12 protein-coding genes are annotated in these 16091 nt (G+C 59.4%); 8 read left to right on the top strand and 4 right to left on the bottom strand.

The window, feature by feature from the left end; all coding sequences use genetic code 11:
* The first annotated feature begins 17 nt into the window (after positions 1-17).
* On the top strand, positions 18-1538 hold the full coding sequence (locus PAF17_RS02490; protein ID WP_271887502.1) for an FGGY-family carbohydrate kinase: 1521 nt from the start codon (positions 18-20) through the stop codon (positions 1536-1538).
* Positions 1538-3196, top strand: coding sequence for a glycerol-3-phosphate dehydrogenase/oxidase (locus PAF17_RS02495; RefSeq protein ID WP_271887503.1), 1659 nt, complete (start codon positions 1538-1540; stop codon positions 3194-3196). Before PAF17_RS02490 ends, PAF17_RS02495 begins: the two co-directional genes overlap by 1 nt.
* Before the next feature lie 18 nt (positions 3197-3214).
* Here the strand turns inward: PAF17_RS02495 and PAF17_RS02500 are convergent, their stop codons facing one another.
* The gene (locus PAF17_RS02500) at positions 3215-4243 is read right to left on the bottom strand and encodes an AraC family transcriptional regulator (protein ID WP_271887504.1); all 1029 of its coding nucleotides are present in this window, start codon (positions 4241-4243) and stop codon (positions 3215-3217) included.
* A gap of 221 nt (positions 4244-4464) precedes the next feature.
* Here PAF17_RS02500 and PAF17_RS02505 point away from each other — a divergent pair, with 221 nt between their 5' ends.
* The 4 genes from PAF17_RS02505 (at position 4465) to PAF17_RS02520 (ending at position 8617) form a co-directional block, all read left to right on the top strand.
* Positions 4465-4929, top strand: coding sequence for a (2Fe-2S)-binding protein (locus PAF17_RS02505; RefSeq protein ID WP_271887505.1), 465 nt, complete (start codon positions 4465-4467; stop codon positions 4927-4929).
* 4 nt (positions 4930-4933) lie between these two features.
* Complete coding sequence (locus tag PAF17_RS02510; RefSeq protein ID WP_271887506.1) at positions 4934-7108, top strand: xanthine dehydrogenase family protein molybdopterin-binding subunit; 2175 nt, start codon at positions 4934-4936, stop codon at positions 7106-7108.
* A gap of 118 nt (positions 7109-7226) precedes the next feature.
* Positions 7227-8060, top strand: coding sequence for an XdhC family protein (locus PAF17_RS02515; protein ID WP_271887507.1), 834 nt, complete (start codon positions 7227-7229; stop codon positions 8058-8060).
* Entirely contained in the window at positions 8057-8617 is a 561-nt protein-coding gene (locus PAF17_RS02520; protein ID WP_271887508.1) for a nucleotidyltransferase family protein, read from the top strand. The genes PAF17_RS02515 and PAF17_RS02520 overlap by 4 nt, the downstream gene beginning before the upstream one ends.
* 7 nt (positions 8618-8624) lie before the next feature.
* Here PAF17_RS02520 and PAF17_RS02525 read toward each other — a convergent pair whose 3' ends face one another.
* On the bottom strand, positions 8625-9572 hold the full coding sequence (locus PAF17_RS02525) for a DMT family transporter (protein ID WP_271887509.1): 948 nt from the start codon (positions 9570-9572) through the stop codon (positions 8625-8627).
* A 201-nt stretch (positions 9573-9773) separates the two neighbouring features.
* Here PAF17_RS02525 and PAF17_RS02530 point away from each other — a divergent pair, with 201 nt between their 5' ends.
* Complete coding sequence (locus tag PAF17_RS02530; RefSeq protein ID WP_271887510.1) at positions 9774-10784, top strand: autotransporter outer membrane beta-barrel domain-containing protein; 1011 nt, start codon at positions 9774-9776, stop codon at positions 10782-10784.
* Positions 10785-10892: 108 nt separating this feature from the next.
* Positions 10893-13058 carry an esterase-like activity of phytase family protein gene (locus PAF17_RS02535; protein ID WP_271887511.1) on the top strand — a complete coding sequence of 722 codons (2166 nt, stop codon included), beginning with the start codon at positions 10893-10895 and terminating at the stop codon, positions 13056-13058.
* A 75-nt stretch (positions 13059-13133) separates the two neighbouring features.
* Here the strand turns inward: PAF17_RS02535 and PAF17_RS02540 are convergent, their stop codons facing one another.
* Together PAF17_RS02540 and PAF17_RS02545 are read right to left on the bottom strand one after the other, a co-directional pair.
* Positions 13134-15134: a TonB-dependent receptor domain-containing protein gene (locus tag PAF17_RS02540; protein ID WP_271887512.1), complete on the bottom strand. Its 2001-nt coding sequence runs from the start codon at positions 15132-15134 to the stop codon at positions 13134-13136.
* Positions 15135-15259: 125 nt separating this feature from the next.
* On the bottom strand, positions 15260-15928 hold the full coding sequence (locus PAF17_RS02545) for a hypothetical protein (protein ID WP_271887513.1): 669 nt from the start codon (positions 15926-15928) through the stop codon (positions 15260-15262).
* Between the last annotated feature and the right edge of the window lie 163 nt (positions 15929-16091).

The following is a 16091-nucleotide window of genomic DNA, read 5'->3' on the forward strand; positions in this document are numbered from 1 at the left end:
CGCAAGGACCAGGCACCATGCCCCTGCTACTCGGCATCGATAATGGCCTGACCGTAACCAAAGCGGTCATCTTTGACGAAAAGGGCAATGTCCTGTCACTTGCCCGCCGCAGGGTGCCCCAATCAATGCCGCACCCCCGTCATGTCGAACGCGACATGCGAGAGTTATGGAAACAAACGGCTGCCGCAATCGCCGAGGCCATCTCGACCTGCCCGGTTGCCGCAACCGAAATCGTAGCGGTCGCGGCAACCGCTCATGGTGATGGTCTGTATCTGCTTGATGCCGCTCATTGTCCGCTGGGTCCGGGAATATTGTCACTGGACAGCCGCGCCGCCGACGTCGCAGATCAATGGGAACAGGATGGAACAGCACGCATCGCCCTGGAAAAGACCGGGCAGACGCCCCATGCCTCGGCCCCTTCGGCGTTGCTGGCTTGGATCCGCAAGAACGAACCTCAGCGATTTGAACAGATTGCCCATGTGCTGGCCTGCAAAGACTGGTTACGTTTTTGCCTGACCGGAAAGATTGCCACGGACCTGACCGAGGCCAGCACCTCTTTTACCAATGTCGCGACACAGCATTACGATGACGAAATCCTGCCGATCTTCGACCTGGAGGAATTGGCCGGCACTTTGCCGCCGGTCCTTGCCCCTGCATCGATTGCCGGACATGTCACCGCCGATGCTGCGGCCGCAACCGGATTGCCAGAAGGGACGCCCGTCGCTGCCGGTCTGCATGATGTGACCGCCTCATCGCTTGGCTCCGGAGGCTATGGAACGGATCGTGTTGCCATCGTCGCCGGCACCTATTCGATCAATGAAACCGTCTCACTAAGGCCGCGCACGGACAAACGCTGGTTCTGCCGCAATGGCTTGACCCGTGGAGAATGGAACAACATGTCCATCTCGCCCGCATCCGCAGCGAATTACGATTGGTTTCTGGATACTTATTGCCAACATGAAAAGCGGGCGGCCGAAGATGCAGGGCGATCTTTGCATGTAGATATTATTCCAGAAATCCAAAAAGCTATGGAAAGTCCATCAACCGCAATCTTTCATCCCTTCCTGTTTGGCTCGCCGATGGGACCACATGCAAGCGGCGCGCTCTTCGGGTTGCGTGGCTGGCAGGATCGGGGACAGACCCTGCGTGCCGTGATCGAGGGCATCGCCTTCAATCACCGCATTCACGTCGACGCCCTGCGCGACGGCTTTGCCCCGCAGAAAGCAGTTCTTACCGGAGGAATATCCCGTAGCAGTCTGTTTTCGCAGCTATTTGCCGACGCGCTTGGAATCCCCATCGAGGTAAGCGCGACGGATGAAGCCGCAGCATGGGGGGCTGCCCTCTGTGCAGGCGAAGCCGTTGGCCTGTTTGCACGATGCACGGATGATCCACGAAATTTGGCTGACCTGACCACCACCTACACCCCGGACCCGCATCAAAGCGAGGCGCTGGCCCAACGCTATCGCGTCTTTATGGAACTGGCTGAAGCCCTGCAGCCCATCTGGCCCCGCATCGATGCCCTGGAAGGAACCGCATGATGAGCGAAATCCGCGATCTCGACGTGCTGATCATCGGCGCGGGCATCAACGGCGCGGGTCTGTTCCGGGATCTGTGCGAACAGGGTCTGAACTGCGTCATCACGGACAAGGGGGACTTCGGCGGCGGCACGTCATCCGCCCCATCCAGGCTAATACATGGCGGAATTAAATACTTGGAAACCGCAGAGTTAGGACTTGTTTCTCAGTCTACGCTTGAACGCAATTTGCTACTGAAGAATGCGCCTCATCTGGTCAAGCCTCTACCCACCGTCATCCCGATATTCTCTTGGCTCAAAGGCATTCCAGCTGCGCTGCGAACGTTGATCGGCTCGACGACGGCACCGCGCAGCCGCGGCGCCGTGCTGATGAAAATCGGGATGATGATGTATGATTTTTACGGAAGACGTCATCGGGTGATGCCCCGGCACCAAATCTGGTCCAAGGCCCGCGCCCTGAAGGAAATTCCGCCCCTGACATCTCGGATCGTTGCTGCGGGTCAGTATTACGACGCCACGGTCACCCAGCCCGAGCGACTGGTCTGGGAACTGGTCGCTGATGGTCTGCGTGCGAACACCGATGCGACGGCCCTGAACTATACGCATATCGCCGCGACAGATGGCGAAATCATTCACCTTGCTACACCCGAAGGTAAAATCGCGCTACGACCACGCGTCGTGGTGAATGCGGCCGGGCCATGGATTGATCGGGTCAACGCACAACTTGGCGCATCTTCACATCTGATCGGCGGAACCAAAGGATCCCACATTCTGTTGGACCACCCGGAGCTGATCCGTGCCCTCAAAGGCCGGATGATCTATTTCGAAGCCGATGATGGGCGTATCTGTCTGGTTTTCGACTATCTCGGCCGCGCGCTGGTTGGCTCGACGGACATTCGCGCCGATGACCCCGACAAGGTGAGATGCGAAGATCACGAAGTCACCTATTTCATGTCAGCGCTGCGCAGCTTGTTGCCGGGCCTGAGCTTTGACGACAGTCAGATCGTCTATGCCTATTCCGGCATCCGCCCCCTGCCTGCCAGCGACGGAACTGCCCCCGGCCTGATAAGTCGCGACCATTCCGCCCCGGTCGCCCCGCGTGACGCAGACCGGCAATGGCCGATCATATCGCTGGTTGGCGGCAAATGGACCACGTTTCGCGGATTTTCCGAAGAAGTTGCGGATATGGTTCTGGATCTGATTGAATCCAAACGATTGATCAGCACCCAGAACCTGCCGATCGGAGGCGGCCGCGACCTGCCCGCGCAAGACCAGCGCGAAAACTGGATTGCCCGGCTTTCCCAAGCGACCGGAGCGCACCCGAAGCGAATAGATCAACTGCTGTCACGATATGGCAGTACGGCTGCCCAAATTGCCGCGGCCGAGGGGGAAACCCCCGTCATGCTGGAAGACGCAATCGATTTCAGTCACGCTGAGCTGGCCTGGATCACCGGGCATGAACAGGTCCGGGATCTGCAAGACCTTGTGATGCGGCGCACCCCATTGGCCGTTACAGGAAGTCTATCGATTAGAGATATTAACAATATTTCAATTATTTGCGCAAATATTCTAAAATGGGATGACCGTCAGAGGCAAGATCAATTGGACCGGACTATCGAACATCTTGATAGCCGCCACAGGACAGGGATTGCGAGACGGTGAAGTAACACACTGCCGCCATTAATTCACCTCGGAACGGCGCGGCGCTCCTTCACTATTGCGCGCTTGTGCGGGGGTCATACCTGTCCATTCATGAAATGCACGATAAAATGAGTTCGGGTCCTGATACGCCAGCAAAAAGCTGGTTTCCTCGGTGCTCAGCTTCCGGTCCCGCAGATAGATCAACGAAAGTTCCGCGCGCGTTTCATCCAGCACATGGCGAAAGGTCGTGCCTTCGTCCTTCAACCTGCGCTGCAGGCTGCGCTTGCTGATTCCAAGTCGGGACGCGACCTGCTCGGCCGAAATCTGCCCTGTTGGCAGCAATTCGGTCAACACTCGTCGCACGCGCGGGACGAAGGCCGCGTCTGCTTGCGCGTTGCGTAGCCGCGATGTCAGTTCGGTCGCCACCAGTTGATAGAGATCCGCATCGGCCGAAATCAATGGCCGCCGCGCATCCTCCATCGCAAAGGTCAGCACCGCGTGCGCCCCCTGCGTGATCGGCGCCGCGACAAAGCTCTGATAGGCTGGCGTCACAAAAGTTGCCCCCGGCAGCGTAACCCCAAGCGGTTGCACGGGATGCGCGGTAAAGGCACGGGCGAAATCCAGAAAAAAGGCAATCTCGCTTGCGGCCATGATTTCGGGAATAGGCTGCGACACCACACTTTCAAATCGAACCGAGAAACTGTTGGCGGTTTCGATAAAGTCCAGGCGGATCGGCGCAATCAACGCCTTGAATACCTGCAAGCGGTTCAATCCGGTATAGATATCGGGACTGGATGAACATGCCAGAAGCGCAGGTTGGAACGGTCCTTTTGACGCCCCTTGCCCCAAGGCCAGCGGAAGTTCGGGATGATCGCTTTCCTCGGCCAACGCAGACCACAGCCTGAAATAACCCGCGGCATCGACCCCCCGTGCGTGTCCGTTCGCTTCGAGGTCCAGATACGCCGCATCCAGCCCGCAACGCGCCAGAACACGCGCCGGCGAAATACCCAGAATGCTGCAACTGTGCCTGATCCCTGCCGCGATCTTGTATAGTCTGTTCTCGACCATTGCTGTCCCTTCCATGGTCTCGGCAGGCTGTGACCCCTGTCACCGATCGTTAGTGATTTGACGTGTTCCGCAAGTTCCGCCCGATATAGTTTCGGGCTAATATGGTTTCCAGTCAGCGAAACGGACAAGCGCGCTGGTCTGGTTCGGCTTGCAGCATGTGCATGTCATTTGCGGACCCTAACCAACCCTGCGCGCCGTCCCAGCCAGCTTCAGGAGGTCCGATGGACTATACAGTCAAGATCAACGGCGCAACGCGGCAGGTTGCGGCAGAACCCGGAACGCCCCTTTTGTGGGTCATCCGCGACGAATTGCGCCTGACCGGCACCAAATTCGGGTGCGGCGTTGCATCTTGCGGCGCCTGCACGGTTCATCTGGACGGGGAACCGGTGCGATCCTGCCAAACCTATATCGAGGACATCGAAGACGCCGAGATCACCACCATCGAAGCTGCAGCAGATGACCCTGTCGGCGCAGCCGTCCAGCAAGCCTGGGGTGAGCTGGATGTGGTGCAATGCGGATACTGCCAATCCGGGCAGATCATGTCGGCCATTGGGCTGCTGCGCGAGACTCCGAAACCCGACAGCACCCAGATCAACGATTACATGTCGGGAAATGTCTGTCGCTGCGCCACCTATCAACGTATCCGGGCCGCTGTTCAGCGCGCTTCGGAAATTCTGGAGGGCTGAAGATATGACAACCCTGTCCCGTCGCGGATTCCTGCAGACAGCCGTTGCCTCCGGCGCCGTCCTGACCCTGGGATTCACACCCAGAGGGGCGCTGGCGCAAGCTGCGCAAACACAGCAATTGACGCCATTTCTGAAGGTCGCAGGTGACGGCACGGTCACCGCGATTGTCAAGCATCTCGAAGGTGGCCAGGGCGCGGCAACCGGCCTGAGCACGCTTATCGCCGAAGAACTGAACATGCAGCTGACCGATATTCGGTTCGAGATGGCTCCGGCAAATGCGGCTGTTTACAACAACCTGCTATTCGGTCCCGTTCAGGCAACCGGCGGTTCGACCGCAATGGCCAACTCTTTCATGCAGTATCGCACCGCCGGTGCCGCTGCTCGCGAAATGCTGATCGCAGCCGCCGCACAGCAATGGTCGGTGGCCCCGGAAAGCCTTGCGCTGAAAGAGGGCATCATCTCGGGGGATGGAAAATCCGTCTCGATCGGAGAGCTGGTCGGTGACGCCGCCAAGATGGATGTGCCTGCCGAGCCGACGCTGAAGGATCCATCCGAATGGACCCAGATCGGCAACCCCCAGCGGGCGCGCCGCGACAGCAGCGACAAGATCAATGGTCAGGCCATGTTCAGCATGGATGTCCATCTGGATGGCATGTTGGTCGTCGCGATCAAGCGCACCCCGCGGATGGGGGGCGTCGTGATCTCTTTTGATGATAGCGCCGCGAAAGACATCAACGGTTTCGACCATGCCGCCACCCTGCCAAACGGCGCGGGCGTCGCGGTCTATGCCAGAAACACATGGGCGGCGTTTCAGGCACGTGATGCATTGAGCGTCGAATGGGATTTCAGCAAGGCCGAAGCCCGCGGATCAGACGAAATTCTTGCCGACCTGCGTATGCAGCTGGATGGCGAACCGGACTATAATGTCAACAATGCCGATCAGGCCGCCGTTGCTGCCACGATTGATGGCGCCGCCACGACATTGTCCCAGGAATTTTACTTTCCGCTTCTGGCTCATTCCCCCATGGAACCGATCAACGCGACGATCGAACCACTGGAAAACGGCGGAGTGCGGTATCATGATGGTGCGCAGGGTCCCACCGCAAACCAGATGGTCGCGGCGCAGATACTTGAGATTTCACCTGAACAAGTCGAGGTCAAGTCACTGTATGCCGGGGGGTTTTTTGGTCGCCGGCTGAATGGTGGATCCGATTACCTTGTCGAATTGACCATGGCCTATGCATTGACCGACCGCACCCGCCCGGTCAAGCTGGTCTGGTCGCGCGAAGACGACGTAACAGGTGGCTGGTATCGCCCGATGGCGCTGCACCGGGTGCGTGTCGGGCTGGATGATGCGGGCAAGATCATCGGATGGGAACATCATGTTGCCACGCCGTCGATCTTCAAGGGTTCTCCGTTCGAAGAGGCGATGGTTCGTGACGGTGTCGACAGTTCCAGCATCGAAGGTATCGCGGACGGGCCCTATACCATCCCCGGTATGGCGCTGATGCTGTCGGATGCCAAAAAGGCAACCACGGTGAACTGGTGGCGGTCGGTCGGGCACAGCCATACAGCATATGTGATGGAGGTCATGATGGACCTTGCCGCCGAGGCCAGCGGCATCGATCCGGTCGAATTTCGACTGAACCATCTTGACCAGAACAGCGATGATGGATCGCGCGCCGCGCAGGTTCTGAAACTCGCCGCGGAAAAGGCCGGATGGGCGCAGCAAGGGGACGGTCGCAGCCTTGGCGTTGCGGTTCATAAATCCTTCAACACCTATATCGCCGAGGTCTGTGAAATCTCGACACCCGACGACACGATCAGGATCGACAAGGTGACGGCTGCCGTCGATTGCGGAATCGCGGTCAACCCGGATGTCATCAAAGCGCAGGTCGAAGGGGCGATCGGCTGGGGGATGGGCCACGCGATGCGCGGCGAAATCACGCTGGACAAGGGCGAAATCGTTCAGTCGAACTTTCCCGATTATGAACCTTTGCGGATCGCGGATATCGGGGCGATTGACGTTCATATCGTTCCCTCGGCCCTGCCCCCTTCGGGGATCGGAGAGCCGGGAACCCCGCCTGCCGCTCCGGCGTTGGCAAATGCCATCGCACGCGCGACGGGTCAGCGCATCACTGAATTGCCAATGATCTCATCGACGGATTTCTATCTGTGACCGCCTGTCGTCCTTGTTGAAATCGGGCCTTTCCGGGCTTCTTGCCTGCGGGAAGGTCCACCGCACCACGTCACCTCTGGCCGTAAGGTCAGTCAAGCCACCGGAAACCGGTCAGATCATGCCCCTTGCTGCACGCGCCACCATCGGCACAAGCCCGTCCTTGCCTCAGATCCCCGCCGCAGAGGCGTGGCCCGTTCTGGCCGAACTGGCCAAGGCCGGAGGCGTGTTGGCAATGCTGACAGGTATCGAGGGGCGTTTTTATCGGCCAATCGGCGCGATGATGGCAATCCTGCCGGACGGACGCCAGGTTGGTCAGTTGTCGGGCGGTTGCGTCGAAGGCGATATTGCGCTGCACGCGACCCAGCTTGTCAAAACCGGACAGGGCAAGACATTGCGCTATGGCGCGGGTTCGCCCTATTTCGACATTCGGCTGCCCTGTGGATCCGGAATCGAGGTTTCCTTGCTGCGGGTCACGCCCGCGCAAATCGAACCGGCGCTTTGCAATCTGGCGCAGCGACACCCGACGACGCTTTCACTTGGCACCTTGCCTCCGGTGCAGCTTCAACCGGAAATCCGGATCTTGGTATTTGGCGAAGGCGAAGAAACCCGCTGCTTTCAAACGCTGGCGCAATCTGCAGGATATGATGTCGTTCTGGCGGCAAAGCCGGATCCTGCAACCATTGACAGCTTTACCGCAATCGCCCTGTTCTTTCACGACCACAGCCGCGAAATCGCAATTCTGGAACAAGCCGTGAAATCACCCGCATTCTGGATTGGCGCGCAGGGAAGTCGATTGTCGCAGCAGCGGCGTCTGGACAGCCTGCGGTCACGTGACATCCCGGAACCAGCGCTAATGCGGATTCACGGCCCCATCGGGTTGATTTCTCAGGCGCGGGATCCGCGCGTCCTGGCGATCTCGGTTCTGGCGGAAATCGCGGCGGCGCAGCCATGACCTCTGTTGCGGTGCTTCTGGCGGCGGGCAAGTCCAGCCGCTTTGGCCGCACTGATAAACTGCGGGCTGAAATTTCGGGAACCGCGATCCTGACCCATAGCGCGAACAATCTGGCGAAATGCGGGGCTGATGCCTTGATTGCGGTCATCTCGGACCCGGCGCTTGCCCCGTTGCTGCCTGCCGGTTTTCAGATCGTGACAAGCCACGGCCAGCAATCGGACAGCTTGCGCGCCGGCATTGCCGCGGCCCGCGATCTGGGTGCGACCAGATGCCTGATTGCGCTTGCCGATATGCCATTCGTCACCGCCGAACTTTTGAAGCGCGTTCTGGCGGCGGCCAACCCCGAAGCCCCCAGCGCGGCCAGTGTTGACAAGGGGCCGATGCCACCGGCTTGCTTTACCTCGGCGCATTTTGATGCGCTGGGTCAGATCAGCGGGGATCGTGGTGCACGTCAATTATTGTTATCGGCGCCGCGATGCAGTCTTGTACCAGCCTCTGCCGAATGCTTGCGCGACATTGACACGGTGGCGGACCTGATCGCCTGCCGCGCACCCTAGGCGCCTATCACCCCTGCGGCGTCATTGCCTTGCGTTGGCGATTGCGTTCGAGCCCGAGACGGCGTTCGCGAAGAATGATCAGAATGCCGGCAAGGATGACGATCCCCGCACCGGTCAGGACAACCGCCGTCGGTGCCTCGCCGAAGACATACCAACCGATCGCGATCGCAAGGATCATCGACACATAGTCGAACGGGGCAATCAGCGACGCATCCGCATAGCGATAGGCCGAGGTCAGCAAAATTTGCCCGACACCGCCCAGAAGCCCCATGGTGACAAGCAGGGCAAAGGTCTTTGGCGTCGGGACTGCCCATCCGAAGGGCAAGGTCATCAATCCCAGAACGGACGAGGTTACCGAAAACCAGAAAACGATCGCCGAGGTCCGTTCTTCCACGACCAGCTTGCGAATGAAGATCTGGGCCAGAGCGGCGCATGACGCCCCGCCCAACGCCACCACGGCCCCAAGCGTGCGCAACAGATCGTCACCCGTCCCCTCACCCGCCAGCAACTGGGGTGACAACACGATCAGCACACCCACAAGCCCCATGGCGACCATGCCAAGGCGGAATATCCGTACATTTTCCCCCAGGAACATAGCCGCGAAGATCACCACCAACAGTGGTGCCGCATAACCGATCGCCGTGGCCTCGGGAAATGGCAAGAGCGCGAGTGCCCAGAAATTCAACGCCATGGCGGCCGTGCCGACGATCCCACGATAGAAATGTCCCATTGGACGGAACGTGCGCAGGCCAACGCGCATCTCGCCCCGCATCACAAGCCACAGCAAAATGACCGGCAACGCAAAGAAAGAGCGGAAAAAGACTTGTTGGCCGGGGGGAATTCCCAATCCGCCATCCGACGTTGTTTTCACCAGTGCCGCCATCACGGTGAACACCGTGACGCTGCTGCATTTCAACAGGATACCGCGAATCGGTCTTTGGGGCTGTGTCTCCATATCCCTTCATCTCTAGCCTCGGCACCCGGCAAGCGCGACCTTTTTGTCGCGCCCTGCCTGCCAAACTGGTCAGCGCGCTGGCGATGGTTGGAATTTTCTGGATTCCGGCACGGCCCACCTCTTAGGACTTTGCGCAGGCCATATTGCCCGGACATGCCGGGAGGTCAGGTTTTCAGCCACTGCACGGGATAGGCCATGGGCATGTCAGTATCATTCATCAGCGTGCCACGCGCATCGCGCATTCGCGAATATGCGCGTGCATCGCTGGTCGGCACGGGCATGATCATCATCACCGCGCTTGCGCCCCCCCGCGCACATGCTCTCGAAATCGGCAATGAACTCAGCTTTTCGGTCGAACGGCAGGCCAAGGGGGTGTTGTCGATGATGGGCATTTCCGCCATCCCGGATTCCACCTCCAGCAGCCTTCAGCTGCGCGGAAATATCGCGCGCGGCTCTCGGGCCGAGTTCGGCTCGTCTCAGCTTAGCGGCGGATTCACATTCAGTGATGATTTCCCGCTCTATCTGGAAGGATCAATCGGCTATAACCGATATAATCCCGACCTGCTGCTGACAGAGGAAGGAGAATCCGCGCGGTTGCGACCGAAATGGACCGGCATCGCGGCGACAGGCGGCATCGGCTGGGATTTCAAACTGACCGAGACCCTGAAGATCCGCCCTATCCTGAACCTGACCTATGGCAAGGTCATCACCGATACGCAGGTCGTGGCGCAATTTATCGCCAACCATATCGGCAATGAAGATGCGCGGTATCTGCGTGAAGGAGGGCTGACAGTCGGCGGCTATGGCGGGTCGCTGGCGCTGGTCTATAACCAGCAATGGAAAAATGGTGCCGAGGCCGACGCGGTGCTGCGCTATACCGATATCCACCTGAAACCCATCGGCGGCGACAAGGATGTCATTGCATCGGCCGATGCACGTTCGCTGGCGCTGTGGTCGCGCTGGCGACAGCCCAACTCGTTGCGGGCCTTCGACAATCCGATGCGCACGGTCTATGAATTTTCGGCCTCGTGGCTGGCGGGCGATCAGGGCGAAATCCTGCATACCGACTGGCTGGCGCAGATCGGCGTCGGACTTGAGGTCAACACCACCAAGACCAAGCTTCCCTGGATCACCGAGGGGCGCGTTGTGCTGCGCTACACGATGGGTGAAAATCTGAACGGCTACGGGATCGGGTTGGCGGTCAGCTTCTGACGGGTTGCCGGCAGGTTGCGCTGGCCGACACTAAATGTTCGCGCAACCGTCATATCGGTGACACAAGCGCACGCCATGCCCCCTTGAATCCAACATCAAGGGCAATCCATGTCGGTCAAACTTTTTTCAGCAGTCTCGGTCCTGGCCCTGCTGGCCACGCCATCCTTCGCCAACAGCTTCAACCGCATCGCGACATTTCCCGTGCTTGCCAATATGGGCGCGGATGAAGACCGCAGCCGCGAAACATCGGCCGAGATCATCTCGGTCTCGGATGATGGCAACACGCTGATCTATACCGACAGTCCGCTTGGCGGGGTCGGGCTGATCGACATCACCGATGCCGAAAACCCCAAGCCCTTGGGCCATATCGCGCTGCAGGGCGAACCCACCACGGCCTATATCATCGGCGACAAGGCGATTGTCGGCGTCAACACCTCTGACAGCTATACGGCCCCTGCCGGACGGATCGCGGTGATCGATCTCGCATCTGCAACCGAGATCGGTTCCTGCGATCTGGGCGGGCAGCCGGATTCCGTGGCTGTCGCGCCCAATGGCAGCTTTATCGCCGTCGCCATCGAGAACGAGCGTGACGAGGATCTGGGTGATGGCGGCCTGCCCCAGATGCCTGCGGGTTTCGTGGTCAAGATGCCCGTCTCGGCTGAAGGTGTCGCCTGTGACGCGCTGCAAAAGATCGACCTGACGGGCCTGGCCGAGATCGGCGGCCAAGATCCCGAACCCGAATTCGTCGATATCAACGAGGCCGGCGAGATCGTCGTGACGCTGCAGGAAAACAACCATATCGTGGTGATCGGCCCAGACGGCGCAGTCACAAGCCATTTCTCAGCGGGCAAGGTCGCGCTGGACGGGATTGACACGCGCAGCGATGGGCGGTTGCGCTTTGATGAATCCCCTGCCCCCATGCTGCGCGAACCCGATGGGGTGCGCTGGATCGACAACGATCATTTCGCGACGGCCAATGAAGGTGACTGGAATGGCGGTAGCCGCGGCTTCACCATCTTCAACAAGGATGGCACCGTGGTCTATGATTCCGGCAATACGCTTGAACATGCGATCATCCAGATCGGGCACTATCCCGAAAAACGTTCGAAGTCCAAAGGCGTCGAGGTCGAGAATATCGAATTCGCCCGCTTCGGAGAGACCCCCTATCTTTTCGTGGTGTCGGAACGTGCCTCGGTCGTCGGTGTCTATGACCTGACCGATCCGACCGCACCCGAACTGGTGCAACTGCTGCCCTCTGGCATCAGCCCCGAAGGCGCGGTCGCGATCCCCTCGCGCAATCTTCTGGCCACCGCCAACGAGGCCGATCTGGGCGAGGATGGTGCCGCACGCGCCCATGTCATGCTTTACAGCTTGCAGGAATCCGAACCGGTTTACCCGATGCTGACATCCAAGGGCGCTGACAGCCTGATCGGGTGGGGTGCGCTGGGGGCGCTGACAGCAGTGGGCGATCAGCCGGGACAGCTGGTTGCGGCCTCGGACAGCGTCTATTCGATGATGCCCTCGCTCTATCATATCGATGCAAGCCAGACCCCGGCCCGGATCACGGCCCAGACCGTCATCACACGCGGCGGCGAAGCGGCGCAGAAGCTGGATATCGAAGGCGTGACCAGTGACAATGAGGGCGGTTTCTGGCTGGCCATCGAAGGCAATGCGGCAAAGCTGGTGCCCCATGCCATCGTCCATGTCGATGCGCAGGGCGAGATCACCCGTGAAATCGCCTTGCCTGACGAAGTGCTGGCCCATCAGCGCCGCTTTGGGGCCGAGGGCATCGCATTGGTCGGACAGACGCTTTGGATCGCGATGCAGCGTGAATGGGGCGACGATCCTGAAGGTCAGGTCAAGCTGCTGGCCTATGATCTTGAAAACGAAAGTTGGGGCGGCCTGCGCTATCCGCTCGAAGAAAAGGGCGTGGGCTGGGTCGGTCTGTCTGAAATCGCCGTGAAAGGCGACCATGCCTATGTGATCGAGCGCGACAACCAGATCGGCAAGGCCGCTGCGCTGAAAAAGATCTTTCGGGTCGCCTTGTCCGACATGCAGCCGGCGGCGCTGGACGGCGATCTGCCCGTCGTTGCCAAGGCCGAGGTCCGCGACCTGCTGCCGGAACTGACATCGCTGACCAATGGCTATGCCGTCGACAAGGTCGAGGGGCTGGCATTCGATGCGGCGGGCGATGCCTGGGTCGTGACCGACAATGACGGCGTTGATGACAGCTCGGGCGAGACATTGTTCTGGAACCTCGGTCAGATCGACTGATCCCGCGCCGGTCGAAAAACAGAAAGGCCCGGTAGGAAACCGGGCCTTTTTCGTATCTTGCGATGATCGCAGGGATCAGAAGTCGACAGTCAGACCCAGCGTCGCGGTGCGACCCGGCGCATAGAGCGGATAGACATCGCGCGGGCTGTATTGAACATAGCTGCTGCGCTCGTAATAGGTTTCGTCAAGCAGGTTATCCACGGTGAAATGGACAACGACATTGTCGAAACGCTCGGGGCGCCATTCGGCATAGGCGTTCAGCACCGTGTAGGACGAATGATCCTCGAACCCGGCCTCGGTCAGGTAATCGCCGTCCAGCGTGCCCGCCCATTCCAGCGTGCCGCCGACCGTCAGGTTATATTGCGGCAGTTCCTGATCGACATACAGCGTCGCCATGTCTCCGATCGGCATGACCGTTCCACCATTTGGCAGGACATCTTCGCCATCCTGGGTGACATCGGCCTTGGTATAGCTGGCGCCGATACGGCCCGAGCCCCAGCTATAGCTGCCCTGCAGGGTGACACCCTTGCTGCGGTATTCATCGGCGTTGGTCAGCATGCCGGCGGCCACGTCATATTCGCCCAGACCATCCAGACGGGTATCGAAGAAGGTCAGATTACCGGTCCAGTTGTCCTGAGCCGCGTTCAGGCCGACCTTGACGTTTTCGGCGGTCGCGGGTTCGAAATCGGGATCGGTGACGAACGCATCATCACGTGCATGCAGCAGCCCGTATTCGCCGACATCATAGCCCAGCCAGGTGTTGGACGCGCCCGCGAAAACCTCGAACCCAGGGGCGAATTCATAGGATGCGGTGCCGTTCACGCTGATGCCCTGATCGGTCAGGCGACGGTTGTTCCAATCGGTGAACTTGCTTTGGTCGACGCGCAGACCTGTCGACAGGTCGATCCCGTTCTCGAAGGCAAAGCGCCCCTGGATGAAGGTGCCGATCTGCTGGGTTTCCATATTGCGGAGGCCCGGCGCAAGATCGCCATAATTGTCGATCTGGTAATCGGTGCTGTTGAAATCCACCCCGGCCGTCACGGTGCCTGCACCCAGCGTGAAGGTGTTCTGCATCAGGCCGCCAAAGACATTGCTTTCCAGATCCATGTCGCCATTGATCGGACGGCCACTTTCGACGGTGGCATAGTTCGGACGCCAGTATTCGTCGCGGCTGACATACAGCATCGCTTCGGGGTCCCACAAATCGGTGGGGGCGACTTCGGTGTATTTCAGGCTGAACGTATTGCGCGACACTTCCAGCGGATAGGTGTCCGTGCTGCGCCCAAGATCCATGTTCATCTTGATGACGCGGTCATCGTCATCCTTGCTGTATTCATAGGCCAGTTCGACGCGATGGCCTTCGAATTCATACCCGACCTTGGCCAGCGCCCCTTGCGTCGCCGGCGCGGTTCCCGGCAATGTGTAACCATCACCGTTCTCGTAATCATCGCCATCGGCGGTGTGGATCATCGCGAACCAGTCGAAACCTTCATAGACGCCGTATCCGGCCAGATCGGCGGAAACACCGCGCCCGTTGCTGCCATATGACAACCCGACGCGACCACCCTGCGTGCGCCCGTCATCCAACAGGTCACGCGCGCCGACCGTTTCATAGCGAACCGCCCCGGCCGCTGCGCCGAAACCGGCATCCGCGGCGGCTGCACCGGCTTCGACCTCGACCGATTTCAGGAATGCAGGATCAATCACGTTCGAGCCGGTATGGTGCCAGCTGGTCACACCCTGCGGCACGCCGTCAACTGTCACGGCAAGGTTCGACTGCTCCATGCCGAAGACATGGATGCGCTTGGACGGACCGGCCCCACCCGAAACTGTGATCGCGGAATCGCGCGCGAACAGCTCGGACACATCCGCAGGTTGCATTCGCTCGATGTCTTCCGAGGACACCACTACACCGCCGGTCGCTTCGACGTTTTCCTGTCCGTTTGCGATAAGGGTAATCGGATCAAGTGTGATCGTCCCCGGTATCTGCGAGATCTGCAAATCTTGCGCCATCAGCGCAGTGGACATTGCCATCAGCGAAACCCCGGCCAGGGGCATCACGCGTCGAAGCGTCATTTCGGTCACCCAATTATGAATTCCAGTATCCGCCCCCTAGGAGCATAAACGCTGGAATCCAAGTATTTTACTTGGGAATAAACTCCGTATGAAATCTCTGTTGCATATATATCGCAGTATTTCTGTCAGGTTTCGATGGCCAGGCTGGTCGCCCCGGTTTCATTGATGTGCCACCAAAGAAAAAAGCTGCCTCTGGGGCCAAGCAACTGCAAGTAATCGGGGGTGAAGGCGCGCAGCGAATAGCGGTCCATTGTTTGGCCGTGCTGCATGTTCATCGGCATAGCCTTGTAAGCAGCTTCCTTGGCACAAAACAGGATTGTCAGAAATTTTTCTCTTGAAATACAATCTGGTCTAAAGCCGTCATCACCCGGCGCCTGTATGATTGGCGCAAGCAGCGTGGCCTCGTCGTTATCGAAGACGCATTGCCTGTCCACGCCAATCCGCCGAAACCTGGTCGAGACGGCGGCGACCGCCCCTAACCGATCATGGCTAATCGACCCTGCAACCCCGGCAGGCCAATGGATGGGAAGCTTCGTTGCGTTTGTGTCGGCCGATCTTCCAATCTGTTCCAGCGCGCGCATCGCGCATAACCTGCCCGACATCCAATCGCGCCGGCGTCGGAAACCCGCCCGGCTCAGTTGCGACGGCACGCATATCCTGCGCACCGGCTGAATCGTTTCTGATACCAGAAAGCTGTCCTGGGCCACGTCCCTCAGCTGCGCATAATCCAATTCCGCCCAGACAATGCCGGCAATTGCGAACGGTATCCGGGTGTTGATCTTTACGGCACGCATCGGCCTGACCTGTTGGTGGAATCATGATGACGGCGAAGTTCCGCGCCCCACCCTATATATCCGAGTTTTTTAGTTGACTATATCTGAGGTTGCAGATTATTCCCGCCAGAAGTTGCGGTTCCCTCCGTGGCGCGGGTTGCACAGCGCGTCGAAAGACCCTTTG

It is taken from the genome of Paracoccus onchidii, assembly GCF_028294535.1.
GTDB lineage: Bacteria > Pseudomonadota > Alphaproteobacteria > Rhodobacterales > Rhodobacteraceae > Paracoccus > Paracoccus onchidii.

What these genes read in the sequence shown, in the direction of transcription:
- PAF17_RS02490 (WP_271887502.1), top strand. Translation starts at nt 18, where the DNA reads ATGCCCCTGCTACTCGGCATCGATAATGGCCTGACCGTAACCAAAGCG.
- PAF17_RS02505 (WP_271887505.1), top strand. Translation starts at nt 4,465, where the DNA reads ATGGACTATACAGTCAAGATCAACGGCGCAACGCGGCAGGTTGCGGCA.
- PAF17_RS02515 (WP_271887507.1), top strand. Translation starts at nt 7,227, where the DNA reads ATGCCCCTTGCTGCACGCGCCACCATCGGCACAAGCCCGTCCTTGCCT.
- PAF17_RS02510 (WP_271887506.1), top strand. Translation starts at nt 4,934, where the DNA reads ATGACAACCCTGTCCCGTCGCGGATTCCTGCAGACAGCCGTTGCCTCC.
- PAF17_RS02520 (WP_271887508.1), top strand. Translation starts at nt 8,057, where the DNA reads ATGACCTCTGTTGCGGTGCTTCTGGCGGCGGGCAAGTCCAGCCGCTTT.
- PAF17_RS02500 (WP_271887504.1), bottom strand. Translation starts at nt 4,243, where the DNA reads ATGGTCGAGAACAGACTATACAAGATCGCGGCAGGGATCAGGCACAGT.
- PAF17_RS02535 (WP_271887511.1), top strand. Translation starts at nt 10,893, where the DNA reads ATGTCGGTCAAACTTTTTTCAGCAGTCTCGGTCCTGGCCCTGCTGGCC.
- PAF17_RS02540 (WP_271887512.1), bottom strand. Translation starts at nt 15,134, where the DNA reads ATGACGCTTCGACGCGTGATGCCCCTGGCCGGGGTTTCGCTGATGGCA.
- PAF17_RS02530 (WP_271887510.1), top strand. Translation starts at nt 9,774, where the DNA reads ATGTCAGTATCATTCATCAGCGTGCCACGCGCATCGCGCATTCGCGAA.
- PAF17_RS02525 (WP_271887509.1), bottom strand. Translation starts at nt 9,572, where the DNA reads ATGGAGACACAGCCCCAAAGACCGATTCGCGGTATCCTGTTGAAATGC.
- PAF17_RS02495 (WP_271887503.1), top strand. Translation starts at nt 1,538, where the DNA reads ATGAGCGAAATCCGCGATCTCGACGTGCTGATCATCGGCGCGGGCATC.
- PAF17_RS02545 (WP_271887513.1), bottom strand. Translation starts at nt 15,928, where the DNA reads ATGCGTGCCGTAAAGATCAACACCCGGATACCGTTCGCAATTGCCGGC.